Origin of the sequence: Mycobacterium sp. (assembly GCF_019247615.1) — a bacterium.
Lineage (GTDB): Bacteria > Actinomycetota > Actinomycetes > Mycobacteriales > Mycobacteriaceae > Mycobacterium.
The window spans coordinates 16,843-41,501 of record NZ_JAFBAT010000075.1 but is presented as its reverse complement, the minus strand read 5'-3'; the positions used below and the strand labels follow the sequence as shown (position 1 = coordinate 41,501).

Here is a 24,659-nt window from a genome sequence, read left to right as displayed (position 1 = left end):
CGGCTCGACTCCGCAGTGAGGTATGCCTTACCTTATACGGGTGCTGTGGAGTGATGCCCTTCCAAATTTCCTGATCAGCCTTCGCGAGGGTCTGGAAGCCGGGCTGATCGTGAGCATCTTGCTCGCGGCGGTGCGCCGGGCCGGTGGCTCCGTCGTGCCCGTCTGGCTCGGCGTCGTGGGGGCGGTCTCGGTGTCGGCGAGCTTTGCCGCGGTCCTCGGTTTCGGCACGGCAGCGTTGTCGTCAGAAGCCCAGGACATCGCCGGCGGCTTGCTTACCGTGGCTGCGGTTTGCCTGGTCACCGCGATGATCTTCTGGATGCGGCGGGTTGCCAGGTCGCTGTCGGGCGAGTTGCGGGCGGGGGTGCAGCGCGCGGCGCACCTGGGCACCGGGGCTTTGGTCATGACGGCGTTCTTCGCCGTGGCTCGGGAGGGGTTGGAAACCACCCTGTTCCTGTGGGCCGCCGCGAAGGCGTCCCGAGACAATCTCGCACCCGCGCTGGGCGCCGCCGTAGGCCTCACGGTGGCCATCGGCTTGTGCGTGCTGCTCTACATGCAGGCCCTGCGCGTGAACCTCGGGGTTTTCTTCTCCCGCACCGGTGTGCTGTTGATCCTGGTGGCGGCCGGAGTGCTGGCCTACGGGCTCGGCGACCTGCAGAACGCCGGCTGGCTCCCGGGTCGCAGCTGGACAGCATTCGACCTGCGTCACTCGGTCAATCCCGATTCGTGGTGGGCCACGCTGATCACAGGCGTCACGAACTTGACGCCCCGCATGACGGTCCTGCAGGTGTTCGCCTGGTGCGTTTACCTCGCCGTGGTATCAACCGCCTTCCTGGCGTCCGGGCGCCAACCGGCGACTTCCGAGACACCGGCGCGCGAGCACGGCTGGTTTGAACGGTCGGCCCAACACCTCGCCGCCAACAGGTTGATCCTGACTGCGGCCGTCATCGCCGTCGTGCCGGTGGTGGTCGCGGTGGCGGTGATAGCGGCCCTGCCGCGGCGGACCGAGTCCGCCACGGCTATCACCGTCACCGCGGATGGGTGTGGGCGAGATGCCCCGGGGCTCAGCGCGGGGACCCAACGGATTTCGGTGACGAACAGGTCCGGCAAATCGGGAGAGGTGAACCTGGTCAACGGCGCCGGCGCCGTGGTCGGTGAGATCGAAACCATGGGACCGGCCACCACGGCCCAGCTCATGGCGACCCTCGGCGCCGGCAGCTACCAGTTCGTCTGCTATCTGGCCGGCCAACCGGAGCGCCGGTCGCCGTTGTTCACCGTCAGCGGCGCGGCGGTCAATGCCCCGAGGGCCGTCTCGCCCGTCACTACCGCCGATCTCGCCGGCTCGAACGGCGCGTACCAGAACTACGTACTGACCGTGCTGCCCGCACTCAAAGCCGACCTCGGCCTGGTGCGGACCGCACTGGCCGGGGGCGACTACTCGGCGGCCAAACGGGCCTGGCTGGCGGCCCTCCTCGACTGGGAGCGCGTGGGCGCCTCGTACAACAGCTTCGGCAAGGCCGGTACCGCGGTTGCTGGCTCACCGGACGGGCTCCCCGCCGGCGTGAACGATCCCGACTTCACGGGCCTGCGCCGGCTGGAGTACGGGCTTTATCACGGACAGGCCGCTTCGGAGCTGCTACCGGTGGTCGACACCACCGCGCGCGGAGTCGACGATATTGCCGGCGCGCTTGGCACCGACGACATCGCCGGTGATCCCGTCAAACTCACCAAGCGGCCACAGGAGATTCTCGAAGACGCGTTGCGCGATCACCTCAGCGGCGCCGACGACCAGGGCGGTGGCGCGGCGCTGGCTGCGACCGCCGCCGACGTCGATGTGACCCAGGTTGTCCTCACTCAGTTCGAGCCGTTGATCGCCGCCCGCGACGCCGACTTGCTGCGGACGTCTCGAGCACAACTGAGCGCGGTGACCCAGGCGCTCAACGAGGCGAAGGGACCCGACGGCGCCTGGCGCCCGCTCGACCAGACCCCACCGGCGGCCCGCGAGCGAGTCAACGGCGTCGTCGGCGCCGCCCTGGAAACGCTGTCCCTCGTGCCGACCCTGCTGGAGGTGCCCAAACATGCCAACTGACCCGGCCAACGCACCCGGCGACGACGGCGGCACCGCCCGGCTCGGCCGGCGCCGGTTCCTTCAGGGTGCCGCCGCCGGGGCGGTGGGCGCCGCGGCAAGCGGGGCTCTTGTCGCGGGCGGCGCGCGTGCGGACGCCCGCGCCGCCATGGTCGCCCCCGACCAGCCGAGTTACCCGTTCCACGGAGAACACCAATCCGGGGTTCTGACCCCAGGCCCGGCCGCTAAGCAGCCGTATCTCATGATGGCGTCGTTCGACGTGATAGCCCCGGCACGCACCGAGCTGATGTCGTTGCTCAAGACAGTGACCGAGCGGGCCCGCTTCTTGTGCTGCGGCGGCGCTCCGGCGGATCTCGGTGTGGGAGCCCCGCCGTCCGACAACGCGGTGCTCGGCCCGGTGGTGCCCGCCGACGGTCTGACGATCACGCTCGGCGTGGGAGCCAGCCTGTTCGACCAGCGGTTCGGGCTGGCCGCGGTGAAGCCCGCGAAGCTGAAACCGATGCGGGTGTTCCCCAACGATCAGCCCGACCCGGCACAGATGCACGGTGACCTGATCCTTCAGTTGTGCGCCAACCACCCGGACACCTTGCACCACGCGCTCCGCGACATCGCCAAGCACACCCGGGCCGGGATGCAGCCGCGGTGGAAGATACAGGGTTACAACGCACCGCCGCGACCCTCGGGGACCGGACGAAATCTGCTCGGGTTCAAGGACGGAACGGCCAACCCCACCGGTTCGGACGCCGAGTCGCTGGTATGGGTGGAGGGCGGCCCGGAGCCCGCGTGGACACGCGGCGGCACCTACCAGGTGGTGCGCTTGATCCGCATGCTCGTCGAATTTTGGGATCGCATTTCAATCTCCGAGCAGGAAAACATGTTCGGCAGGCGCCGCGACTCGGGTGCGCCGCTGGACGGGTCCGCCGAGTTCGATGTTCCTGATTACGCCGCAGATCCGCACGGGGCGGTGATCCCGTTGGATTCGCATATGCGCCTTGCGAATCCCCGTATCGCAAAGACGGACCGCGAACGCTTGCTACGTCGTTCCTACAATTACGATTTGGGCCTCGATCCCAACGGGAACATGTCCTGCGGTCACGTGTTCATCTGCTTCCAGCAGGACGTGGAGCGCCAATTCGAATCCGTGCAAACGCGCCTGATCGACGAGCCCCTCGTCGACTATGTGACGCCGTTCGGCGGCGGCTACTTCTTCCTGCCGCCCGGCGTCCGCGACGCAACCGACTGGCTCGGTAGCGGCATGTTCCGATGAGCCGCCAGCGGTTAGGCGCATCCGGGTCCGGTCTCTTCGTCTGAGACCACGGAATCCCCTGTGGATCACCGGCTCCGGCTTGCATTGTGATGCGTTCGGAAATCCGGGGGAAGATCGGACTAGTCTACTTAGGGTAGCCTAAGTTAATATAGCTCGGTACGCATTCGCCATCTTGCTAGGGGGAGATGTCCATGCCTTTCGTTATCACTCAACCGGAAACGCTGGCCGCGGCGGCAAGCACCTTGCAGGCGGCCGGCTCGGCAGTGGTCGCCGAAAATGCGGCCGTGGCGGCTCCGACAACCGGAGTGCTGCCCGCCGCCGCCGATGCGGTGTCGGCATTGACGGCGGCGCAATTCGCCGCGCACGCCCGGATGTACCAGGCCGTCAGCGCCCAGGCGGCGGCCATTCACGAAATGATGGTGACCATGCTTCGGACCAACGCCGGTTCGTATGCGGCCACCGAAACGGCCAACTCGCTCGCCGCTAGATAGGTTGGGCTACAATGGATTTCGCCTTGTTACCGCCGGAGATCAACTCCGGCTTGATGTATGCCGGTCCCGGGGCGACGCCGATGCTGAGCGCCGCGATCGCCTGGGACGGATTGGCCTCGCGGCTCAGTGCCGCGACCTCGACGTGTTGCTCGGTGATCGCGGAGCTGGCCGGTGACTGGCGGGGTCCGGCGTCGGATTCCATGGCGCACGCTGCCGCGCCCTATACAGCGTGGATGGGAAGCACCGCCGTTCAGGCGGAGCGGGCCGCCACCCAGGCCAGGGCCGCCGCGAGCGCATTTGAGGCCGCGTTCGCGATGACGGTGCCGCCGGCGGCGGTCGCGGCCAACCGCAGCCTGTTGCTGTCGCTGGTGGCCACAAACGTATTGGGGCAGAACACGCCTGCCATTGCGGCCACCGAGGCGCAGTACGGCGAAATGTGGGCCCAAGACGCCGTCGCGATGTACTCCTACGCCGCGGATTCGGCCACCGCGTCGGCGGTGACCCCGTTTACCCCACCGCCGCAGACCGCCAACCCGGCAGGACAGGTGATGCAGGCCGCCGCAACCACCAACGCCGCTGCCACGTCACGGGCGGCCAACACGTCGGCAGCGTTAGCCCAGCTGCTGTCCGCCGTGCCGGCCGCGCTGCATGGCCTCACCTCACCCGTGTCGTCCGCGCCGGCAATGGCGGCGTGGATGGGGCTGAACGGCGCCGACTTCACAAGCCCGGCAGGCATTTTGAGCTTTCTGGCCGGCGCAGATGGGTCGCCGATGGGTGCCTTCCTGAACAACAATCTGTTGAACACCATGTTCTCGTCCGGCTTCTACATGCCGGGCAACTACCTGGGCACCATGACCGATTTCGCCGGCATGGGGAACGCCGGCGCCGCCGGGGCTGCTGGCGCGGCCGCGCCCGCGGATGCGGCCGCAGGAACGGCGCTGGGATCGGTGCCGGTTGAAGCCGAGGTCGCGTCGACGGCCGGCCCGGTTGGGTCGACGGGCCTCGGTGGTGTCGTGTCGAGCGGCCTTGGGCAGGCGTCCTCGGTCGGCGCGCTGTCGGTTCCGTACGGCTGGACGACGGCCGCCCCGGAGATCAAGCTTGCCGCCGAGGCATTGACCAGTAACGGACTCGGCGCCGGCGCCGCGGCTGCGGGAGACGACGGAATCCTTTTCGGTGAGGCGGCTTTGGCGAGCTTGGCGGGAAGGGCGGTCGGGACCGCAAGTGGCAGCGCACGCCCCGCGGGGGTCACCGAGGGCCGACATCGGCCCCTGCCCATCGTCATCGTCAAACCACCGCAATCGGCGGCCGATTACACCGATTGACCCTACCCGCCGGATGTGACCGGATCACAACATCTCACGGCCGACTCCGAACCGTTAGCCAATCGCGATGTGGCACTTCGGCTCTGACAGACGGGCGACCTCGCGCCTCTGTGTTTCACTGCCAAGGCGAGTACATCAACCGCTTCGTGCGGCAGTTGAAAGTTGAGATGGGTGGGAGCTATGACGTTCGTCGAAGACGTGCGAAAGTTGCGTGGTTTGGCGGCAACCATGCCGCGGCGGCTTGCGGTCGCGGCTATGGGGGCTGCCCTGCTGTCGGGTCTCGCCGCCGCGGCCGGCGGCTCCCCCACCGCGGCGGCGTTTTCCAAGCCGGGTCTTCCGGTCGAATACCTGGATGTTCCGTCGCCGTCGATGGGCCGCAACATCAAGGTCCAGTTCCAAGGGGGCGGACCGCACGCGGTCTACCTGCTCGACGGGCTGCGCGCACAGGACGACTACAACGGCTGGGACATCAACACGCCGGCCTTCGAGGAGTACTACCAGTCGGGCCTTTCGGTGATCATGCCCGTCGGTGGCCAGTCCAGTTTCTACAGCAACTGGTACCAGCCGTCATCAGGCAACGGACAGAACTACACCTACAAGTGGGAGACGTTCCTGACCCAAGAGATGCCCACTTGGATGCAGGCCAACAAGCAAGTTTCACCGTTCGGCAACGCCGCGGTGGGCTTGTCGATGTCGGGCGGTTCGTCCTTGATCCTGGCCGCGTACTACCCGCAGCAATTCCCTTACGCCGCTTCGCTGTCGGGCTTCCTCAACCCGTCCGAAGGCTGGTGGCCGACGCTGATCGGTCTGGCGATGAACGATTCGGGCGGTTACAACGCCAACAGCATGTGGGGCCCATCCAGCGACCCCGCCTGGAAGCGCAACGACCCCATGATCCAGATTCCGCGGCTGGTGGCCAACAACACTCGGATCTGGGTGTACTGCGGTAACGGCACGCCCAGCGACCTCGGCGGCGACAACATGCCGGCGAAGCTGCTCGAGGGCCTCACGCTGCGCACCAACCAGACCTTCCAGAACAATTACATCGCCGCGGGCGGACGCAACGGGGTGTTCAACTTCCCGGCCAACGGCACACATTCGTGGCCCTACTGGAACCAGCAACTGGTGGCCATGAAACCCGACATCCAGCAGGTGCTCAACGGCGGCAACAACTCTGCCTAGCGGATTTGCCTGAGCGAGAGACGGATCGGCAGCGGCGCACCGGTCAGCGCTGCTGCCGATCCTCCTTGTTCGCCTCTGCGGCCAGCAGCAGCCGGCGGTCCTGATGGAAGTACGTGTAGACAGTGGCCAGCGCGCACACTGCCGTCGCGATCACCAGCATCCACGTCCCGTTGACGACGACGCTGATCACGCCCCCCAGCGCCGCACCCACCATGAAGCTGGCCAACAGCAGAAAGTAACCGAGCCAGTCGGACGCTCGCCCACCCGCAATGTGGCGTTCGATACCCTGACCCATCTTGACCATCGTGCCGGTCACGTAGCTCAACGGGACCGACACCTCGCCATCCTTGACGAATGACGTATTCAAGGTTCCATTGGCGAAGGCCAGCAACACAATTGGGGCGAAGTCGAGGTAATTCTCTTCCCAGCCTTCATCGATGAGGTCCACCAGCGTGGCTGCGACAAGGGTGAGCGTCGTCAGCACGATCGGGCCGTGCGGATGGTTGACCCAGAAATGCCGCCTGCACACGGAGGCAATCACGACGCCGGCGACGAACGCCACCATGAGCAGGCCGGCGGTCACGGCAAGCCACGGTTGATGCGTGAAATACGACAGCATAGCGCGTTGGGCGTTCCCGGTCATGAACACCACGAAGTACCCCGCGGAGTGGGTGAAAGAGATCGCCCCGAGCACGCCGGCCAGCACCGCCAGCACCCACGACAACCGCGCCTCGCTGTTGAACACCCCGCTCGTGGGCCCGCTCGCCATGAAGAACATGCTTTCAGACGACACGGGCCCGTGCAGCCGGGAAGGCTTTCTCCGATTGCGCTGGATCAGGCGGCGGTCAGCCGAGCGATGGACCGCAACGGGATTGGGAGCCATCCGGGCCGGTGCCGGGCCTCGTAGCCGGCCTCGTAGACGGCCTTGTCGAGTTCGTAGGCGGCCAGCAGTTGTGCCGAATCCCGCGGGTCGATCCCGGCCGCGGCCGCATAGCCGTCGCAGAACGCGGTGCGGTTGCGCTCGACCCATTCGCGGGCGCGGGCGGCCAGCTGCTTGTCGGCGGCCTGGTCGACGAGCGGCCCGTAGGCGGCGTACTCGAAAGAGCGCAGGACGCCGGCGACGTCGCGCAACGGTGAATCCGGCGCCCGGCGCTCGTCGAGGGGCTGGCCCGGCTCGCCCTCGAAGTCGATCAGCAGCCAGCTTTCCGGGGTGCGCAGGACTTGTCCGAGGTGCAGGTCGCCGTGCACGCGCTGGACGGTGATCGGCTCGCTGCCGAGTTTGTGGAATCGTTCTTCGATGGTTGCCGCGTATTCCTGCAACTCGGGCACTGCCGCAGCCGTGGCCGACAATCGCGCCAGCACGGTGTCCAGCGGAAACGTTGCCTGCGCCGTTCCGAGGCATTCGGCCAGGGTGGCGTGCACCGAGGCCACCGCCTCGCCGAGCCGGCGGGACTCGCCGGCGAAGTCGCCGCCCACCTCGTACGCATATAGGTCACCCTCCGCGAACAGGTCCCGAACGCTTGCGGTGGCCATCGCCCAGCCCTCCGCGGCATTGGAGGCGAACTCCGTCACCATGCCCAACGGGCATGGCTCGTCATCTCGTGGGTCATCGGCGTCGGGGGTCGTCAGCTCGTAACTACCGAGCAACCGGGCCACGTGCGGGTTCCCGGCGCGCCCCAGCACGCGGTTGAGCTCGATGTCGGGGTTGATGCCGCGGCTGATCCGGCGGAACACCTTGAAGATGGCGCGCCGATCGAAGATCACGCTGGTGTTGCTCTGCTCCGCGTCGGAGACGTGCGGCATCGCCTCCAGCGGCAGCTCCACGTCCGGTTCCTTAAAACATGTCACCTCAGCGTCGGACGAACCACGCACGGCCGACGACTCGATCAGCGACAGCAGGAACCGCGGCGCGTCGCCGTCGTAGAGGGCGTCGACGCCCGTCCGGTCCTCCGCGGCGCCGATCGTGGCTATCGTGCTGTACTCGGAAAGCGGCGTGGAGTCCCACCCGACGATCACCTGGTAGCGCTCCGACGAACCGCGGTCGTAGTGGGCGTCGACCAACACCAGGTCGAGGTCCTCCCGTAGCGGGATGACCACCGCGGCCTCGACCGCGGACAACTGGCGGTTGCGTCCGGCGTACCAGCGTTGCTGCGGAAGCCAATCAATCCAGGGCAGCTTGGCCGGAAGACTCATAGGTTCTCCTCCGATGCGGACAACTGGAACCAATAGAAGCCGTGTCCCGGCAGCGTCAGCAGGTAGGGCAGGTGACCGATGCGGGGAAATTCCACGTGTCCGGTCAGCTCCACCGGCGTCCAGCCGTTCCAGTGCTGCAGGTTCAGTTCGATGGGCTGGGGGAACCGGGACAGGTTGTTGACGCACAGCACGGTGTCGCCGGCACCGTCCCCCGCCTCGCGGATGAACGCAAGCACCGACGGGTTCGACCCCCCGAGCTCTTCGAAGGTGCCGATCGCGAACGCGTGGTGCCGGCGCCGCACCGACAGCATCGTTCTGGTGAAGTTCAGCAGCGACGTCGACGTATCCCGCTGGGCCTCGACGTTGACGGCCTGATAGCCGTAGACGGGGTCCTGGCTCGGGGGCAAGTACAGCCGGCCGGGGTTGGCCGTGGAGAACCCGGCGTTGCGGTCGGGTGTCCACTGCATCGGGGTGCGGACGCCGTCGCGATCGCCCAACCAGATCACGTCGCCCATCCCGATCTCGTCGCCGTAGTAGAGGACCGGCGAGCCGGGCAGCGAGAGCAGCAGCGCGGTGAACAGTTCGATCTGGTTGCGGTCGTTGTCCAGCAGGGGCGCCAATCGGCGGCGAATGCCGACGTTCGCCTTCATCCGCGGGTCCTTGGCGTACTCGGCGTACATGTAGTCACGCTCTTCATCGCTGACCATTTCGAGGGTCAACTCGTCATGGTTGCGCAGAAATATCCCCCACTGCGCCATGTCGGGAATCGGCGGCGTCTGCGCCATGATCTCCGAGATCGGAAACCGCGACTCCCGGCGGACGGCCATGAATATGCGCGGCATCAAGGGAAAGTGAAATGCCATGTGGCATTCGTCGCCGCCGGTGCTCGGGTCACCGAAGTACTCGACCACGTCGCCGGGCCACTGGTTGGCCTCGGCAAGCAGCACCCGGCCGGGGAACTCGTCGTCGACGACCTTGCGCACCCGCTTGAGAAATGCGTGCGTTTCGGGCAGGTTCTCGCAATTGGTGCCCTCCCGCTCGAACAGGTAGGGCACCGCGTCCAGGCGGAACCCGTCGATTCCGAGTCCCAGCCAGAAGCGAATGACGTCGATCATCGCCTCCTGCACGGCCGGGTTTTCGTAGTTCAAGTCCGGCTGATGGGAAAAGAACCGGTGCCAGTAGAACTGGCGACGAACCGGATCGAACGTCCAGTTCGACTCTTCGGTGTCGACGAAGATGATGCGGGCGTCGACGTATTTCTCGCTGGTGTCGCTCCACACGTAGTAATCCCCGTATGGCCCATCGGGATCGCGGCGCGACTCCTGGAACCAGGGATGCGACTCGGACGTGTGATTCATCACCAGGTCCGTGATGACGCGGATGCCCCGCCGGTGCGCGGCGTCCACCAGCGCGACGAAATCGTCGACCGTGCCGAACTCGGGCAGCACCTTGTAGAAGTCCCGAATGTCGTAGCCGCCGTCCCGCAGTGGCGAGTCGTAAAAGGGCGGCAGCCAGATGCAGTCGATGCCGAGCCACTGCAGGTAGTCCAGGCGTTCGAGGAGCCCACGAAGGTCGCCGGCACCGTCGGCGCTCGCGTCGTAGAACGCCCGGACCAGCACCTCGTAGAAGACGGCGTGCTTGAACCACGTCGGGTCCGCCGGCAGCGCGGCGGCATTGCCGAAATCCTCGGCGTTCGGGTGTTCCACCACGCCGCCCTCGACGTGACTCCCCCCCGCAGGATCGTGCTCGACAGCGTCTCTTGCGTCGTTCATCAATTCCACGCTGCCACGGGTACCCGAGGCGCGTCGCCGGGAATCACGCCTACCGTCAAGCGACGAATCACGCTGGGCCGCAAACGAATTCGATGGGATACGGGCATGACCCGGGCTTAATCAGGCCGGTGGCCCATCAGCCAATGTCACCGGCGCGCTGCGATCGCCGTCGCCTCGAGCGCGCCAGTGCAGGATGACCGTGTCGCCGGGGTGATGCGGAACGAGCACGTCGGTCATCGACGTCGCCCCATTGATCGGGACATTGTCGACGGCGGTGATGACGTCGCCGGCCGAGATCCCGGCCGCCGCGGCGGGGCCGCTGCCGACCACCCGTTCCACCCGCGCGCCGTTGCCGCCGGCGTCCGTCACACCCAGGCCGAGGAAGGCGGTCGGACCGATGTGGACGGTGTTCGACCCGGCGCCGGACCGGATCTGCCCGGCGACGCCCATCGCCGTACCGATCGGAATGGCGAAGCCCTGGCCGCCGGACATCTTGTAGCTGTCGGTGGCGGCGGTGTTCATGCCGATCACCTGCCCGGCGTTGTTGACCATGGGACCGCCCGAGTCGCCGGGCCTGATCGCGGCGTCCGCCTGGATCAATCCGCCGAGATTCTCTTGAGCACCGGTGAGGGTGTCGGTCGCCGACACGCTCTGGTTGAGGGCGACGACCCTACCGGCCACCGCGCTCGGAGTTCCGCCCTGGCCACCGGCATTGCCGAGCGCGACGACCGGGTCACCGACCCCGACCCCGCCACCGATGTTGGCGCTGGGCAGGCCGCCCGCCCCGCGCAGTTGCAGGACCGCCACGTCCGCGGATCGGCTGTACCCGACCACGTCAACCGGGTAGATCTGGCCGTTGGCGACGGCGAACGCGCTGATGTCCGTGGCACCCGAAATGACGTGGTTGTTGGTCAGCACTACGCCGGCCGGATCGATGACGATGCCGGTTCCGGCGCCCACCGCGTTGTTGTAGCCGAACTTGGTGCTGATGTCGACCACCTGCGGCCCCACCTGCCCGACGATCCCCGAGGGGTCGAGCGGCGCCATCGGTCGATCGTCGAACCGGTCGAGCGCCGGGGTGGACGGCCCGGATGGTGTGGCGGACGCCGGCGCGATGGCGAGGCCCATGCCCAGCCCGATCACAGCCAGCACGCTGACCAACCATGACCACCAGACTGAGCGGTGGTGCCCTTTGCTCATCCCGTCACCTCCTGCGTCGCGTCCAAGAACGAGGACTGGCCCAGCTCGGGGTCCGGGCGATATGACCTAATCCGTATAACCGTAATGCAGGTAGCTATGCACGGCAGTGGTGAGCCCCTCATTGGGCCCTTACCCTGCGGCTATCTGCTCGGGTTGCTCAGCGGCGTTCGGCCGGAGTGATGGGGTGGGCCAGGTGGCAGCTGACGTCCCCGACCATGTCGATGAGCGTCAGGTCACGATAGGAAAACCGCCACCGGCCATCGACGCGCTCGAAGCGGTCGTGGTAGCGGCCCGTGACGATGGCCTGCAGGGGAAACTCGTCGCTCTGCTGCAGCACGGTGTAATAGCTGCGGCAACTCGCGGTGCCGGCCTCATCGTCGATCTCGATGATCGGATTGGTGGTCAGATGCTTGGTCCGGGGTGTGCCGTCCGCGTGGAGCAGGATCAGCGACTTCCAGATGCCCAGCAGGCGGGCCGCATCGATGGTGTCCTGATCGTCGGTGCCGCCGATGCGGATACGCGCGTGCTCGAACAGCGCTGCCGCCCCCGGGAGATCGCCGGCGTCGATGCATTCGGCATAGCGATACAGGAGGTTGGTGATCTGTGTCTCCGCCAGCATGCGGTAAACCTACGGCGTGGCTCATGGAGCGAGCATCAGCACGCCTCGAGGAGAGCTGATCAGATCCTGTCCCGGTGCCCAGATAGGAGGCCGTGGTGGTGGGTTTGGTTGCCGCCGCGGCGTTTGGCGGTGTACATCGCGGTGTCGGCGGCGGTGATGAGATCCTTGAGGAGTGCGTGATACACGGCGAGTGTTTCGTCATCGACATGGGCGCAGGCGGTGCCCACGCTGGCTGTGATTGCGGCCGGCAAGGCGGCGACAGCATCGCAGACCTCGTTGGCCAAAGCCTCTGCGTTGCAGGTCGGCGATAGGGCGGCTAAGACGAATTCCTCACCGCCGCTTCGTGCGATCGTGGCTTGGTGACCGTCGACCAGGGTTAGCAGTGCATGGGCGACGGCGACGAGCGCTTGGTCACCGGCATTGTGCCCGCGCGTGTCGTTGACAGCTTTGAAGTTGTCGAGATCCATGACCAGCACCACCAGATGGGTGTCGACCTTGCGGCGGGTGGTGATTATCCCGAGGACTTTGTGATTGAAGGCGCGCCGGTTGAGGAGGTTGGTTAAGGGGTCGTGCTCGGCCTGCAACAGATCACCTGCTACGGCCCTAACCAGGGCGTGGATCGCCACAGGCAGAGCAATATTGACCTGGATCACCAGCCATAGGTCGACCCCTGCGAGAGCGGGATGTCCGGATGCGGCCAGCCGTGCCGCCTGAATCGAGGCGACGGCGGCGCTCACGGCGAAGTTGTAAAGCACCCACCCGGCCGTCTGGAATAAGGCGATATAGGCGCCGCACGTGGCGAAGGCGATGCAGCCGATGATCCCGGCCAGCGGATTGGGATAGGCCAGGCATGCCAACGCGATGCTGATGTTGAGCCCGAGGGCGAACGCCATCGATTGTGCGCAGGTGGGCCAGCGGCATACCCACAACAGCAGCCCGGCGACGCCCCCAGCGCACGCGATCCACGTCATCGCAATCGGTATGGACCCGTGGGGGCTGTCTCTACCCGCCAGCAGGGCAAGCAGGCATCCGATGTACGACGCCATGAGAAAGGCCATCAGGGCGCGTGTCACCACGATCAAACGCCGCGCAGCAAGATACCCGGACAGCCAGTCGTAGTGCGGGTTCGGTCGCCAGCTGATCACCTACATCACCCGCGCACGTTGGTGGCCCGCGGAGAAGTCGCGGAGAAGTCATTGCCCGGTGGCATTTTTCAAACATACGGGCACGGCGATTGATCTCATATGTCTGACAAGCTCTGAATACCGCGGTCTCGGCGGAGACCCGATTACCCCTCATCGAGACTCGATGGCCCGGCGCCGGCTCATTCGACGCCGGACAGTTTCGCGGCCTCGTCTCTGGTTGCGAGGCTTCGAGGAAATTTACTTCGCGGCAATTTATGGATTCGTTTGGCCACCGAAGATGAGAAGGTGGACGACTGGGCCGCATCCGACCTGGCGTGGGAACTGGCTGAGGCGATCAGCCCTCTACTCGCCAACCGGGACCGTGAGCGCGACCGGCTTTACGCCGCCATCGGTTCAGGCGACTCATACGCCGCGATCGACGCGGTACTGCAAATCCTGGCGGGACAGGGCTCGGCCTTGCCCGCCGGACTCGTAGCCAAGCTCACTAATTGGCTCGACGCTTATACCCACAGCGACGACGCGCACCGGCTCCAGGAACTGCTTCGGGTGATCACGGCGGTGCGCTGAGCAACACGAGGCCATGGACCGCCTCTTACCCGAGTCCCACTGATCGGCGCGGTACGCGCCAAGCAGGCGGAACCCTAAGCTGAATGAGTGGGCGAATTCGACCCCAGGGTCAGGTTCACACAGTCCCCCGTCGCCCGGCTGGCCACCCTCACGCCCGACGGCATGCCGCACGTGGTGCCGGTGGTGTTCGCGGCCGACGTCGGCGGGCCCGCGGGGCGCGACACGGTGTACACCGCCATTGACGGGAAGCGGAAGGCAACGCGAAGGCTGCGCCGCCTATCCAACATCGAAAGCCATCCAAGGGTCTGCCTGCTCGTCGACCATTACGTCGATGATTGGACGCGATTGTGGTGGATCCGGGCCGACGGTGTGGCCGAGATTCATTCCGGCGGTGACGCGATGGACACCGGATATCGCTTGCTGCGTGCGAAATACCCTCAGTATCAATCGTTTTCTTTGGATGGGCCGGTCATAGCGATCACGGTGCACCGCTGGTCGAGCTGGCACGCCTGATCCGGCCGGTTCGGACCCACCCGATTGTGGTGGGCCGGTGGCCTTGTGTTGGGCCGCGGTTGGGGGAAAAGTTGCTTACTGGGGACTGTGGTGCACGACACACACGGCGAGCCAATGGACTTGCGGGAACTGGAGGAAAGTATGGCGGACAAGGCGAACGCTTCCCAGGGCGCGGCAGCCGCCCCCACCGCGAACAGTCCGGCCGACGTTCGCAATGTGGTCCTGGTAGGACCCTCGGGGGGCGGCAAGACCACCCTGGTCGAGGCATTGCTCGTCGCCGCCGGAGTGCTCTCGAGGCCGGGTTCGGTCACCGAAGGCAGCACGGTCTGCGATTACGACGATGCCGAGATCCGCCAACAGCGGTCCGTGGGGCTTGCGGTGGCCTCCCTGTCACACAACGGCGTCAAGATCAACCTGGTCGACACGCCCGGGTATGCCGACTTCGTCGGCGAGTTGCGCGCCGGCTTGCGGGCCGCGGATTGCGCGCTGTTCGTGATCGCCGCGAACGAAGGCGTGGACGAACCAACGAAGTCGCTGTGGCAGGAATGTAGTCAGGTCGCCATGCCCCGCGCCGTGGTGATCACCAAGCTCGACCACGCCCGGGCGAACTATCAAGAGGCCCTGGGCGCGGCCCAGAACGCCTTCGGCGACAAGGTCTTACCACTCTATCTGCCGACTTCCCCCAACTGCACGGGCCTGATCGGGTTGCTGTCGCAAACGCGCTACCAGTACGCCGACGGCAAGCGAACCCTGCATCCGCCGGACCCGTCGGACGCCGACCTCATCGAGGAGGCCCGTGGCACGCTGATCGAAGGGATCATCGAGGAATCCGAGGACGAGTCGCTGATGGACCGCTATCTCGGCGGTGAGGCGATCGACGAATCGGTGCTCATCGAGGATCTGGAGAAAGCGGTTGCGCGCGGCTCGTTCTTCCCGGTGATCCCGGTGTGCAGCACCACCGGCGTCGGCACCCTGGAATTGCTCGAGGTAGCCACCCGGGGATTCCCATCCCCGATGGAACATCCGCTACCCGAGGTCTTCACACCCCAAGGCGCCCGGCACGCTTCGCTCGCTTGTGATGTCGGCGCGCCCTTGCTCGCCGAGGTGGTCAAGACGACGTCGGACCCCTACGTGGGCAGGGTCAGCCTGGTGCGCGTGTTCTCGGGGACCATCAGGCCCGACGCGACGGTCCATGTCTCGGGCCACTTTTCGTCGTTTTTCGGCGGAGCCAACGGCTCGAACTCCCACGGCAACTCGCACCCGGACCACGACGAAGACGAACGCATTGGAGTGCTGTCCTTCCCCCTCGGCAAGCAACAGCGCCCCGCCCCCGCCGCGGTGGCGGGCGACATCTGCGCGATCGGCAAGCTGAGTCGGGCCGAAACCGGCGACACACTCTCGGACAAGTCCGAGCCGCTGGTGCTGCGGCCCTGGACCATGCCGGAGCCGCTGCTGCCGATCGCGATCGAGGCTCATGCCAAGGCCGACGAGGACAAGCTGTCGGTGGGGCTGGGGCGGTTGGCCGCCGAGGACCCGACACTGCGGATCGAGCAGAACCAGGAGACGCACCAGATCGTGCTGTGGTGCATGGGCGAGGCCCATGCCGGCGTCGTCCTGGACGCGCTGGCCAACCGGTACGGTGTCAGCGTCGACACGGTGGAGCTCCGCGTCCCACTGCGGGAGACGTTGGGCGGCAAGGCAAAAGGCCACGGGCGTCACATCAAGCAGTCGGGTGGGCACGGCCAATACGCGGTCTGCGACATCGAGGTCGAGCCGCTGCCGGAGGGTGCCGGGTTTGAGTTCGTCGACAAGGTGGTGGGCGGAGCGGTGCCCCGGAATTTCATTCCCAGCGTGGAAAAAGGCGTCCGCGCGCAGATGGAAAAGGGGGTGCACGCCGGGTACCCCATGGTCGACATCCGGGTGACGCTGTTCGACGGCAAGGCGCACAGCGTGGATTCATCGGATTTCGCGTTCCAGGCGGCAGGAGCGCTGGCCCTGCGGGAGGCCGCGGCGGCGACGAAGGTGATCCTGCTCGAGCCGATCGACGAGATCTCGGTGCTGGTGCCGGATGACTACGTGGGCGCGGTGATGGGCGACCTGTCGGGGCGGCGTGGACGCGTGCTCGGCACCGATACCGCCGGCCACGAGCGCACGGTGGTCAAAGCCGAGGTGCCTCAGGTCGAGCTGACCCGCTATGCGATCGATCTGCGTTCGCTTTCGCATGGGGCGGCGTCCTTCACCCGTTCGTTCGTCCGCTACGAACCGATGCCGGAAACGGCTGCGGCCAAGGTGAAATCAACCGCGTGAATGCCGGTGCCTTTGGGCCTAGCTGTCGCGGCCGAACCTTTCGGCCACGGCGCGTCGGTCCAGTGAGCCCTTCGCGGTATGCGGCAACTCCTCGGCTTCGCGGAACGTGGCGGGCACTTCGAAGGCGGCCAACCGCTCCCGACAGAACACGGCAAGCTCGCCCGCCGAGGGGGCGGGCGATTTCCTGGGGACGATCACCGCGCCCACCGTCTCCCCATACATCTTGTCCGGCACGCCGAACACGGCGACCTCCAGCACGTTGGGGTGGGTGGCCAGCACGCCCTCGACGCGCTCGGGCGAGATCTTCTCGCCGCCCCGGTTGATCAGTTCCTTGATGCGGCCACGGATGCTCAAATCGCCGGTCGCCGAAAGAGATCCCAGGTCGCCGGTGCGCAACCAGCCGTCGGTGAAATTGGCGGCGGTTATCGCCGGGTCACCGAGGTAGCCGCGCACCACCGTGGGGCCGCGCAACCAGACCTCGCCGACAGCTTCGGCCGGTAGTGGCTGGCCCTGCGGGCCGGCGATCCGGATCTCGGGTCCGGTCGAACGGCCGACGAGACCGGGTGTGCCAGCAGGACTTTCGCCTCGATGCACGCGATCGATGCCCGTGGTGGCGACCTGATGGGTCGCCTCGGTCATGCCGAAGGCGCACACCACCGGCGCCGCGAACGTGTCCCGCAGTGCCCGAGCCGTTTCCGGTGTGAGCGGGGCGCTGCAGCTGCGGATGAACCGCAGTGTCGGCGGTCTGTACCGCGGTTGCTCGGTCTGATTGCGCTCCAGCAGGATCTGGTGAATCGTCGGAACCGCGGTGTACCACGTCGCCCCGACCGCCTCCATGTCGTCCCAGAACGTATGCGCCGAGAACCGACCGCGTGCCGGCAGCAAAACCGTACCGCCCGACGCCAGGGTCGACAGCAATGCGGCGATCAGCCCGTGGCCGTGATAGAGCGGCATCACGGCCACGGTCGCGTCCTGCGGTCCGAGCCCGTAGCCGGCGGCGATGGCGCGCACCACCCCGGCAACGTTGTCGTGGGTCCACGGGACCATCTTCGGCACACCCGTCGTTCCGCCGGTGAACATGATCATGGCGTCGTCGTCGTGTAGGCCTTCGGGTCTCGCAGGGCAGTCCGCCGGCGGCGCAGCGGCCTCCAGGTGCGTCGCCATCGCATTCCCGTCATGGCCGACGCCAACGGTGACGGGCCACCATCGCACACTCGGTTCGTTGCTGTCGCCGGGCCGGTCACCGTCGACGAGCACCGCACGCGCTCCCGCCGCGTCGCTGCGGGCGCGCTGTTCGCTGACGGGCAGGGCGGGGTCCAGTGGGACCACAATCAGCTCCGCGCGCAACCCGGCCAGCAAGCCGACGACGAATTCGGCGTTGCTCCCGGCGCGCAGCGCGACCCGATCACCCCGCAGCAGGCCACCCCGCGTCAGCCGATCGGCCAGCTGGTCAACCAGTCGGGTCAAGTCGCGGTAGGTGACCGGTGTGCGATCCGGCCCGACCACGAGCGCGGGCGCCTCCGGTCGCGGGGTCGCCGCCGCCTCGATCAGGTCAGCGATGCGCGGGCCGGCAACCATCGGGCCACCCCTTCCGCGTCAAGCGGGAAACTGCGAACCGCGCCACCTCGCGCCGCCTTCCTGTCCGTCGCATCCCTGTCCGTCGCATACCTGTCCGTCCCATACCTGTCCGTCGGATACCGAAGGGCCACCGATCACTGACGGCCGTGGCCCCGTTCGCGCTTAGTCTTGGACACGACGGGCCCTGAGGCAACAAGTCACCGACGGGTCGACCAAACCGCACGCAAGGATCAGCCACCATGACCACAGCCTCGGCATCCGACGGCACGGCGCCCGAGTCGACCCAGCGGATCGACGGCTTCCACCTCGTGGTGGAGGCTCTCAAGGCGAACGACGTCGACACCATCTACGGCATCGTCGGCATCCCGATCACCGATCTCGCCCGGATCGCGCAGTCATCCGGCATTCGCTACATCGGCTTTCGGCAGGAGACATCGGCCGGCAACGCGGCCGCCGCTGCAGGGTTCCTCACCCGGCGCCCAGGCGTGTGTCTCACGACGTCCGGGCCCGGTTTCCTCAACGGATTGCCGGCCTTGGCTAATGCCACGGCAAACTGCTTTCCGATGATCCAGATCTCGGGTTCCAGCAACCGGGCGATGGTGGATTTGCAGCGCGGTGACTACCAGGACCTCGACCAGCTCAGCGCCGCAAAACCTTTCGCGAAGGCGGCCTACCGAATCGGGCGCGTCGAGGACATCGGGCGCGCTGTTTCACGCGCCATTCGCACGGCGACGTCGGGACGCCCGGGCGGCGTCTATCTCGATATCCCCGGCGAGGTTCTTGGCCAGGCGCTCGACGCATCGGCCGCCGCGGCCACCGTGTGGCGGGTGATCGATCCCGCGCCCCGCCAGCTGCCCTCACCCGAAGCGATTGACCGTGCGCTGGACGTGCTCGCGCAGGCGAGGCGACCACTGCTGGTGCTCGGCAAGGGTGCCGCGTACGCGCAGGCCGACGAGATCATCCGGAAATTCGTGGAGGGCAGCGGAATTCCCTTCCTGCCGATGTCGATGGCCAAGGGCTTGCTGCCGGACTCACACCGGCTTTCCGTCGCCGCCGCGCGTTCGTTGGCGATCTCCCGCGCCGACACGGTTCTGCTGGTGGGCGCCCGGCTGAATTGGCTCCTTGGACACGGGGATTCGCCGCAATGGCGTGCCGATGCCAAATTCGTGCAAGTCGACATCGCGGCGTCGGAACTCGACAGCAACCAACCGATAGTGGCGCCGCTGATCGGAGATATCGGCTCCGTGATGTCGGCGCTCTGCGATGCCATGGCCGCTTCTTCGGTACCGCTGATCGCGGTACCCGCGGAATGGACCGACGATCTGGCCGCTCGAAAAGCGCTCAACAACGCCAAGATGCGTGAGCGCCTGGAGGAACACCACCATCCCATGCGGTTTTACGACGCGCTCGGAGCCATTCGCTCTGTCCTGCAAGACAACCCGGGAGTCTACGTGGTCAATGAGGGAGCCAATGCACTTGACCTGGCCCGCAACGTCATCGACATGGAGCTGCCACGGCACCGGCTCGACACCGGGACCTGGGGTGTGATGGGCATCGGCATGGGCTACGCGATCGCCGCAGCCGTGGAAACCGGTGACCCGGTGGTCGCGATCGAGGGTGACAGCGCGTTCGGATTCAGCGGCATGGAAGTCGAGACGATCTGCCGCTACCGCCTCCCGGTGACGGTCGTCATCCTCAACAACGGCGGTGTCTACCGCGGCGACGAGGCACCCACGAACGGGGATCCGGCGCCGACGGTGCTCAATGCGCGGGCACGTCATGAGCTAATCGCTGAGGCGTTCGGCGGCAAGGGATATCACGTCACCTCACCGCCCGAGCTGAGGTCCGCCCTGGCCGAGGCGATCGCCTCCAACGAGCCGGCGGTCATCGACTGCCAACTGGATCCGGCAGCCGGCGTGGAAAGCGGCCATCTGGCCGGTCTCAACCCGACCAGCGTGGCCGCGGCGCCGACGGGCCGGGGCAGCACCGACGGATGATCCCCGACGGCTGTGCCGCGTGTAGCGATCGTTTGCCACGATGCTGCTACTCGATGCGCGTCCCCCCGCGACGGTACCGAACCGAACCGATGGCGGGATCGTGATACCGGCCAGCACGAAAGCCGCAAAGTTGCTGAAAACCGTAATGGTTAGACAGCCAGTAGAATACCGTGTGTTGACTGCACCGTGTCGGGGGGTGAACGCAATGCGACGAGCGGTTCGTTATCTATTCGTTATGGTAGCGATCGCCGGTACCAGCGCGCTGTGGAGTGGCGCCCGCGTTATGGCCGCGGTCCCGGTCACCGAACCCGTACCAAGTATCGCCTCCGTCCTGCCGGCGAATGGCGCGCTCGTGGGTGTGGCACATCCCGTCGTGGTGACTTTCAGCGCGCCGGTCACCGATCGTGGTGCCGCCGAACGCTCTATCCATGTTTCATCGCCGAGCGCCGTACCCGGACATTTCGAGTGGTTGCAGAACAACGTCGTGCAGTGGGTACCAAACCACTACTGGCCCACCCACACCCACGTCTCGGTCGGCGTCCAGGCACTGACGTCGGGATTTGACACCGGCGACGCGTTGCTCGGCGTTGCGAGCCTGTCCGGGCACACCTTCACCGTCAGCCGAAACGGAGAGGTGCTGCGCACCATGCCGGCTTCGATGGGCAAGCCCAGCCGCCCGACGCCGATCGGCAACTTCACCGCCCTGGAGAAGGACCGCACGGTGGTGATGGACTCGCGCACCATCGGTATCCCGCTGAGTTCGCCCGACGGATACAAGATCACGGCCCAGTACGCGGTGCGGGTCACCTGGAGCGGTGTCTACGTGCATTCGGCGCCCTGGTCCGTCGATTCACAGGGCCACGCCAACGTCAGCCACGGGTGCATCAACCTGAGCCCGGACAACGCCGCGTGGTACTTCAACCAGGTCAACGTCGGCGACCCCATCGAGGTGGTGGCCTGACCGTCGAGCATTCCGCGGTTGGGTACGGGCCCGACTGATCCCAGGTCCCCGCGCCGGCATCGCCGGACAAATTTCGTCGGGTTCAGCCAAAACTGTTGCAGCTCAAGATATTCCGCAGGCCTTCGCCGCCCGGACCGGAATACAATGTGTCCATGCAGTTCCCGCGCGCGCTTCAACGTGATCCAGCCCGGGGACCGAGCTAGCCGGGCAACCCGCTCTTGATCGCGGCGTCTTGCTTCAGGCCGATGTCGATGGCGGCTGCAGGATCTATGGGATCGTTGGCCGCGCTGTCGAATTCCAGGTTGACCAGCGCCTTGCCCTCGGCGAACACGAGGGCGGTCACCGCCTGGGAGTTGTCCGGCGATGTTCCGGAGATCATCGTCCCGTTGGAACCGACATCGACCGATTGCCACGTACCGTTGACCTTGCTCGCGTAGTTGCCCCTGGTGTTCGCAACCCCCACTACCGCCGCGGCGGGGTCGGCGACGATCAAGATGGTGTCCCCGATGCGTCTGGTGTTGTCGGCGTTGGTGAAAAGCTGGGCGACGCCGGGCATCCCGGGATTGAGCACGGGTGGTTGGGGAGTGGTGAAATCGCCACCAAGGTCCGCCACCTTGATCAACAAGGAACTGTAATCGGGCGGCGCTGCGGGCGCCTGGCTCGTCGGGCTGCTCGTCCTGGTTGAGGTGCTTGGGCTCGGGCTGGTGGACGAAGCGACGGTACCCGCGCCCGGCCCCGGTACCCACGGCGACGGGGGTTTGTGGGCGCACCCGGAGATGGCGGCGCCGCCCACGGCGATCGCGACCGCCCAGCGCACGACGGGAGCCCGCCCGACCTCCATCGGCATTCCCTTCCATATCCATCCCTCGGTGAAGCGCCGAACCATGGCACTTCGGCCGCGGCGCCTGAGGCTACTTCGAAATGCCTGCGGGAACAAGCAGCGGTCGCCGGCCAGCGCGGGAGTCGGGCGCGCTCAAGCCAAGCCGGCCTCCACCACTTTGACAACGACCAGAACGCCGGCCAGGACAAGATAGCAACGCAACGTCAGCAGCCCGGCCCGCCGCATCGACGACATCACCGGCCGTTCCAGCGTCGCCAATGCAGGCGTGGTCCAGTTGGCGCGCATCTCATCGCGAATGGCGGTGTTTTCCGCCAACGTCAGGCCGCCGAACCTCGCCGATGTATCCCCGTCGCGTCGGTCCGTGAACCAGCCGACGGCAAAGACGACGGCGGCGCCGAGCGCGCCGAGCCCGGCGCCGACGGCGAGCCCGCTCGCCAGCGTCGGAGTCGACAGCTGGGGAAAGAACGTCACCGTGGTCAACATCAGCGAAAGCACGACCAGCGACCATACGATGGTCCACGCCAGGGCGTTCTGCCGCACGGTGTTCACCCAAGGACCCAGCACAGCTCGGTCGTTGCAGAGCAGCACCAAAAACACTGTGGCCGAAGGCAACAGAACGCCGGCAAGCGCTTGCACGCCTTGGGTGATCAGCCCGAGGATGTGGTCCGGGCTGAACGCCACGGCCGCCGATACCGCCAGCAGCACCGCGTAGCACCCGTAAAACAGTGGCGCCTCGGTGACTTTCCAATGCAGCGAATGCGGCTTGCGCATAGCGTCACCGAGCGCGTAGGTGGTCGAGAGCCCGACGACGTTCGCACCGATCAGCGACGCATCCAACAAGATGATTGCGAACAGGACCCCGGCCGTGTGGCTGAGGTGGCCGGACAGCTGGGAGGCCACCGCCGCGGCGTCGGTGAACCTGCCCGCAGCGGCGGTACCGGCCAGACCGAACGCGGTGGTCGCCATCAGGGCGATCGCGCCTCCGATTACGCCGACGATGCCGATGGCCAGGTCGGCTCGCCCGTAACGCATCCAGCGCGGCGTGATCCGCTTATCGACGACGTTGGACTGCTGGAAGAATAACTGCCACGGCGCCACCGTGGTACCCACGATCGCCATGATCAACAACAGCACGACCGAGTCGGGATGGCCGGGCAACGACGGCACCAACCCGTGCAGGGTTGGGCCCAGGGCGGGATGCACCAACAGGATGAGCGGGATGAGCGCGACGTTCGCCGCGATGAGCACGAATGTCACCCGCTCCCAACGGCGGAACGAGCCGCCGGCCACCACTGCGAACAGCAAGACGGCGGCCGCCGGTATCGCGATGGTCTTCGGACATCCGAGGAAGCCGAGCGCCAGCGCCACGCCGATGAACTCCGTGACAATGGTCAACGCGTTGAGAACCACCAGGTCGCCGATGCTGAATGCGCCCCAGAACTTGCCGAACCGTTCGAAGATCAGTCGCGCATGTCCCACCCCGGTGACTGCGCCCAGCCGAAGGACCATCTCCTGGTTGACGTAAAGAACCGGAATCATCAGCACGAGCGCCCACAGCAGCTGCATGCCGCAGTTCTGTCCGGCCTGTGCGTAGGTGGCGACCCCGCCGGCATCGTTGTCGCCGATCATGACGATCAGTCCGGGACCGGCGATGACCATCAGCAGACGCAGCCGTTGCCACCATCTGCGACCGTCGCTGGTGACGTCACGGCCAACGCGGCCGAATGCGCCGATGATGTCCCCCTCGCACGGGGGAACCGCGGCCGCCGCATCGGTCGAGACAGACGTCATCGAATCGTCGCCCGCTCAACGACTTCGAGCTGGGGAAACCGGCGGCCTGCGTCCGCGAGGAATGCTCGCTCAGCGGCGGGCCCCGCACCGGCGCCCGCCGCTGAGCCATGGGAGGGAATCACTGCCGGCTGCGCGTGCTGTCCGAGGGGTGGCCGCCCAGCGAGGCGGTGACCACCGCGATCGGCATCCGCGAGACATAAAGATTCGCCCGCTCCTGCGGAGTCAGCGTGCTCCGCAGGTGCAGCTTGTCGGCCCATAGGCGGCCGGCACGCAGCATGGAGCGGGTTCGTTGGCCGGTGAGTCGCCGTGAAATGACAAATGCCATGATCTTCTCCTTGCCGGAGGGCCCGACCGACTCGTCTCGTTTCCACGCCACTGCGTCAACTGCGCGCACGCGCAACGGATTCAACGCACGTGGGGAAGAACTCGACATCCGGATCGGGACGAGATGATTTTGGATACCGACTATCGCCCGGACTGGTCTTGCTCATCTCGCCCTCACCTCCTCACGGCCGGGACACACGCGGGTGTCATGACATCCACCTGAACGAAAGAGGCGCCACTGACCGACGCCGAACGCGCCGGTCGCACACCCCTCTCGCCGGAGCTTCGGCACTGCACGGCGTATCCGGAACCGCGTCCAGAAGCCACTTGGGCTCAACCCTTGGACCCGGGAAGAGCTGTCCTGAACCGGGGCGTCTCTCGACGTTCGGGGTCAGTGGCCTCTATCCGTGCAGACGCCTCACCTACCGAGGTGCTTGCTCATCCATTTTGCCTGCGTGACCCAAGGGCCGTCAAACCTTTTCGCAACCTTCAATTAAGCTTTTCGT

The 24,659-nt window shown here is 66.4% G+C and carries 20 protein-coding genes and 1 riboswitch; of the genes, 10 read left to right on the top strand and 10 right to left on the bottom strand.

All coding sequences use genetic code 11. The features are described from left to right. The first annotated feature begins 40 nt into the window (after positions 1 to 40). The 5 genes from efeU (at position 41) to ag85C (ending at position 6,345) form a co-directional block, all read left to right on the top strand. The gene (gene efeU / locus JO059_RS05180; protein ID WP_293315036.1) at positions 41 to 2,086 is read left to right on the top strand and encodes an iron uptake transporter permease EfeU; all 2,046 of its coding nucleotides are present in this window, start codon (positions 41 to 43) and stop codon (positions 2,084 to 2,086) included. Further along, positions 2,076 to 3,350 (top strand): Dyp-type peroxidase, encoded by a 1,275-nt coding sequence (locus tag JO059_RS05175; protein ID WP_293315035.1) that lies wholly within the window; start codon positions 2,076 to 2,078, stop codon positions 3,348 to 3,350. Before efeU ends, JO059_RS05175 begins: the two co-directional genes overlap by 11 nt. A gap of 191 nt (positions 3,351 to 3,541) precedes the next feature. Then, positions 3,542 to 3,841, top strand: coding sequence for a PE family protein (locus tag JO059_RS05170; RefSeq protein ID WP_293315034.1), 300 nt, complete (start codon positions 3,542 to 3,544; stop codon positions 3,839 to 3,841). A gap of 11 nt (positions 3,842 to 3,852) precedes the next feature. Further along, entirely contained in the window at positions 3,853 to 5,163 is a 1,311-nt protein-coding gene (locus JO059_RS05165; protein ID WP_293315033.1) for a PPE family protein, read from the top strand. Between the two features lie 180 nt (positions 5,164 to 5,343). Continuing rightward, entirely contained in the window at positions 5,344 to 6,345 is a 1,002-nt protein-coding gene (gene ag85C, locus JO059_RS05160; protein WP_293315032.1) for a diacylglycerol acyltransferase/mycolyltransferase Ag85C, read from the top strand. Between the two features lie 43 nt (positions 6,346 to 6,388). Here the strand turns inward: ag85C and JO059_RS05155 are convergent, their stop codons facing one another. The 6 genes from JO059_RS05155 to JO059_RS05130 form a co-directional block, all read right to left on the bottom strand. Further along, positions 6,389 to 7,114, bottom strand: a complete 726-nt coding sequence (locus tag JO059_RS05155) for a YoaK family protein (RefSeq protein ID WP_293315031.1) — start codon at positions 7,112 to 7,114, stop codon at positions 6,389 to 6,391. A gap of 65 nt (positions 7,115 to 7,179) precedes the next feature. After that, the gene (locus tag JO059_RS05150; RefSeq protein WP_293315030.1) at positions 7,180 to 8,538 is read right to left on the bottom strand and encodes a phosphotransferase; all 1,359 of its coding nucleotides are present in this window, start codon (positions 8,536 to 8,538) and stop codon (positions 7,180 to 7,182) included. Beyond that, positions 8,535 to 10,310 carry a maltose alpha-D-glucosyltransferase gene (gene treS, locus JO059_RS05145; RefSeq protein ID WP_293315029.1) on the bottom strand — a complete coding sequence of 592 codons (1,776 nt, stop codon included), beginning with the start codon at positions 10,308 to 10,310 and terminating at the stop codon, positions 8,535 to 8,537. Before treS ends, JO059_RS05150 begins: the two co-directional genes overlap by 4 nt. A gap of 120 nt (positions 10,311 to 10,430) precedes the next feature. Next, positions 10,431 to 11,510 (bottom strand): S1C family serine protease, encoded by a 1,080-nt coding sequence (locus JO059_RS05140; RefSeq protein WP_293315028.1) that lies wholly within the window; start codon positions 11,508 to 11,510, stop codon positions 10,431 to 10,433. 157 nt (positions 11,511 to 11,667) lie between these two features. Next, positions 11,668 to 12,129 (bottom strand): nuclear transport factor 2 family protein, encoded by a 462-nt coding sequence (locus JO059_RS05135; protein WP_293315027.1) that lies wholly within the window; start codon positions 12,127 to 12,129, stop codon positions 11,668 to 11,670. A gap of 59 nt (positions 12,130 to 12,188) precedes the next feature. Continuing rightward, a complete protein-coding gene (locus JO059_RS05130) occupies positions 12,189 to 13,022 on the bottom strand; it encodes a GGDEF domain-containing protein (RefSeq protein WP_293315026.1) in 834 nt (277 codons plus the stop codon). A 516-nt stretch (positions 13,023 to 13,538) separates the two neighbouring features. Here JO059_RS05130 and JO059_RS05125 point away from each other — a divergent pair. From JO059_RS05125 to JO059_RS05115, 3 genes are all read left to right on the top strand, one after another. After that, positions 13,539 to 13,841: a hypothetical protein gene (locus JO059_RS05125; protein ID WP_293315025.1), complete on the top strand. Its 303-nt coding sequence runs from the start codon at positions 13,539 to 13,541 to the stop codon at positions 13,839 to 13,841. An 87-nt stretch (positions 13,842 to 13,928) separates the two neighbouring features. Then, positions 13,929 to 14,354 (top strand): TIGR03668 family PPOX class F420-dependent oxidoreductase, encoded by a 426-nt coding sequence (locus tag JO059_RS05120; RefSeq protein ID WP_293315024.1) that lies wholly within the window; start codon positions 13,929 to 13,931, stop codon positions 14,352 to 14,354. Positions 14,355 to 14,495: 141 nt separating this feature from the next. Beyond that, complete coding sequence (locus JO059_RS05115; RefSeq protein ID WP_293315023.1) at positions 14,496 to 16,661, top strand: elongation factor G-like protein EF-G2; 2,166 nt, start codon at positions 14,496 to 14,498, stop codon at positions 16,659 to 16,661. Positions 16,662 to 16,679: 18 nt separating this feature from the next. On the opposite strand, the gene JO059_RS05110 is transcribed toward JO059_RS05115, so the two are convergent. Beyond that, positions 16,680 to 18,239: a FadD7 family fatty acid--CoA ligase gene (locus JO059_RS05110; protein WP_293315022.1), complete on the bottom strand. Its 1,560-nt coding sequence runs from the start codon at positions 18,237 to 18,239 to the stop codon at positions 16,680 to 16,682. A 239-nt stretch (positions 18,240 to 18,478) separates the two neighbouring features. On the opposite strand from JO059_RS05110, the gene oxc reads away from it, so the two are divergent. Then, positions 18,479 to 20,236 (top strand): oxalyl-CoA decarboxylase, encoded by a 1,758-nt coding sequence (gene oxc, locus JO059_RS05105; protein WP_293315021.1) that lies wholly within the window; start codon positions 18,479 to 18,481, stop codon positions 20,234 to 20,236. A gap of 205 nt (positions 20,237 to 20,441) precedes the next feature. Beyond that, the gene (locus JO059_RS05100) at positions 20,442 to 21,197 is read left to right on the top strand and encodes a L,D-transpeptidase (protein WP_293315020.1); all 756 of its coding nucleotides are present in this window, start codon (positions 20,442 to 20,444) and stop codon (positions 21,195 to 21,197) included. Positions 21,198 to 21,396: 199 nt separating this feature from the next. On the opposite strand, the gene JO059_RS05095 is transcribed toward JO059_RS05100, so the two are convergent. The 3 genes from JO059_RS05095 to JO059_RS05085 all read right to left on the bottom strand — a co-directional run bounded on the left by JO059_RS05095 (position 21,397) and on the right by JO059_RS05085 (position 24,154). After that, on the bottom strand, positions 21,397 to 22,038 hold the full coding sequence (locus JO059_RS05095) for a hypothetical protein (protein ID WP_293315019.1): 642 nt from the start codon (positions 22,036 to 22,038) through the stop codon (positions 21,397 to 21,399). Between the two features lie 132 nt (positions 22,039 to 22,170). Then, the gene (locus JO059_RS05090) at positions 22,171 to 23,829 is read right to left on the bottom strand and encodes an NRAMP family divalent metal transporter (protein WP_293315018.1); all 1,659 of its coding nucleotides are present in this window, start codon (positions 23,827 to 23,829) and stop codon (positions 22,171 to 22,173) included. Between the two features lie 118 nt (positions 23,830 to 23,947). Beyond that, complete coding sequence (locus JO059_RS05085) at positions 23,948 to 24,154, bottom strand: hypothetical protein (protein WP_293315047.1); 207 nt, start codon at positions 24,152 to 24,154, stop codon at positions 23,948 to 23,950. A 261-nt stretch (positions 24,155 to 24,415) separates the two neighbouring features. Further along, positions 24,416 to 24,590: riboswitch (M-box (ykoK) riboswitch) on the bottom strand. Between the last annotated feature and the right edge of the window lie 69 nt (positions 24,591 to 24,659).

What these genes read in the sequence shown, in the direction of transcription:
- JO059_RS05165 (WP_293315033.1), top strand. Translation starts at nt 3,853, where the DNA reads ATGGATTTCGCCTTGTTACCGCCGGAGATCAACTCCGGCTTGATGTAT.
- JO059_RS05175 (WP_293315035.1), top strand. Translation starts at nt 2,076, where the DNA reads ATGCCAACTGACCCGGCCAACGCACCCGGCGACGACGGCGGCACCGCC.
- JO059_RS05140 (WP_293315028.1), bottom strand. Translation starts at nt 11,510, where the DNA reads ATGAGCAAAGGGCACCACCGCTCAGTCTGGTGGTCATGGTTGGTCAGC.
- JO059_RS05130 (WP_293315026.1), bottom strand. Translation starts at nt 13,022, where the DNA reads ATGGCGTTCGCCCTCGGGCTCAACATCAGCATCGCGTTGGCATGCCTG.
- JO059_RS05170 (WP_293315034.1), top strand. Translation starts at nt 3,542, where the DNA reads ATGCCTTTCGTTATCACTCAACCGGAAACGCTGGCCGCGGCGGCAAGC.
- JO059_RS05090 (WP_293315018.1), bottom strand. Translation starts at nt 23,829, where the DNA reads ATGACGTCTGTCTCGACCGATGCGGCGGCCGCGGTTCCCCCGTGCGAG.
- JO059_RS05110 (WP_293315022.1), bottom strand. Translation starts at nt 18,239, where the DNA reads ATGGTTGCCGGCCCGCGCATCGCTGACCTGATCGAGGCGGCGGCGACC.
- ag85C (WP_293315032.1), top strand. Translation starts at nt 5,344, where the DNA reads ATGACGTTCGTCGAAGACGTGCGAAAGTTGCGTGGTTTGGCGGCAACC.
- JO059_RS05115 (WP_293315023.1), top strand. Translation starts at nt 14,496, where the DNA reads ATGGCGGACAAGGCGAACGCTTCCCAGGGCGCGGCAGCCGCCCCCACC.
- JO059_RS05135 (WP_293315027.1), bottom strand. Translation starts at nt 12,129, where the DNA reads ATGCTGGCGGAGACACAGATCACCAACCTCCTGTATCGCTATGCCGAA.
- JO059_RS05155 (WP_293315031.1), bottom strand. Translation starts at nt 7,114, where the DNA reads ATGGCGAGCGGGCCCACGAGCGGGGTGTTCAACAGCGAGGCGCGGTTG.
- JO059_RS05085 (WP_293315047.1), bottom strand. Translation starts at nt 24,154, where the DNA reads ATGGCATTTGTCATTTCACGGCGACTCACCGGCCAACGAACCCGCTCC.
- JO059_RS05095 (WP_293315019.1), bottom strand. Translation starts at nt 22,038, where the DNA reads ATGGAGGTCGGGCGGGCTCCCGTCGTGCGCTGGGCGGTCGCGATCGCC.
- JO059_RS05150 (WP_293315030.1), bottom strand. Translation starts at nt 8,538, where the DNA reads ATGAGTCTTCCGGCCAAGCTGCCCTGGATTGATTGGCTTCCGCAGCAA.
- oxc (WP_293315021.1), top strand. Translation starts at nt 18,479, where the DNA reads ATGACCACAGCCTCGGCATCCGACGGCACGGCGCCCGAGTCGACCCAG.
- JO059_RS05100 (WP_293315020.1), top strand. Translation starts at nt 20,442, where the DNA reads ATGCGACGAGCGGTTCGTTATCTATTCGTTATGGTAGCGATCGCCGGT.
- treS (WP_293315029.1), bottom strand. Translation starts at nt 10,310, where the DNA reads ATGAACGACGCAAGAGACGCTGTCGAGCACGATCCTGCGGGGGGGAGT.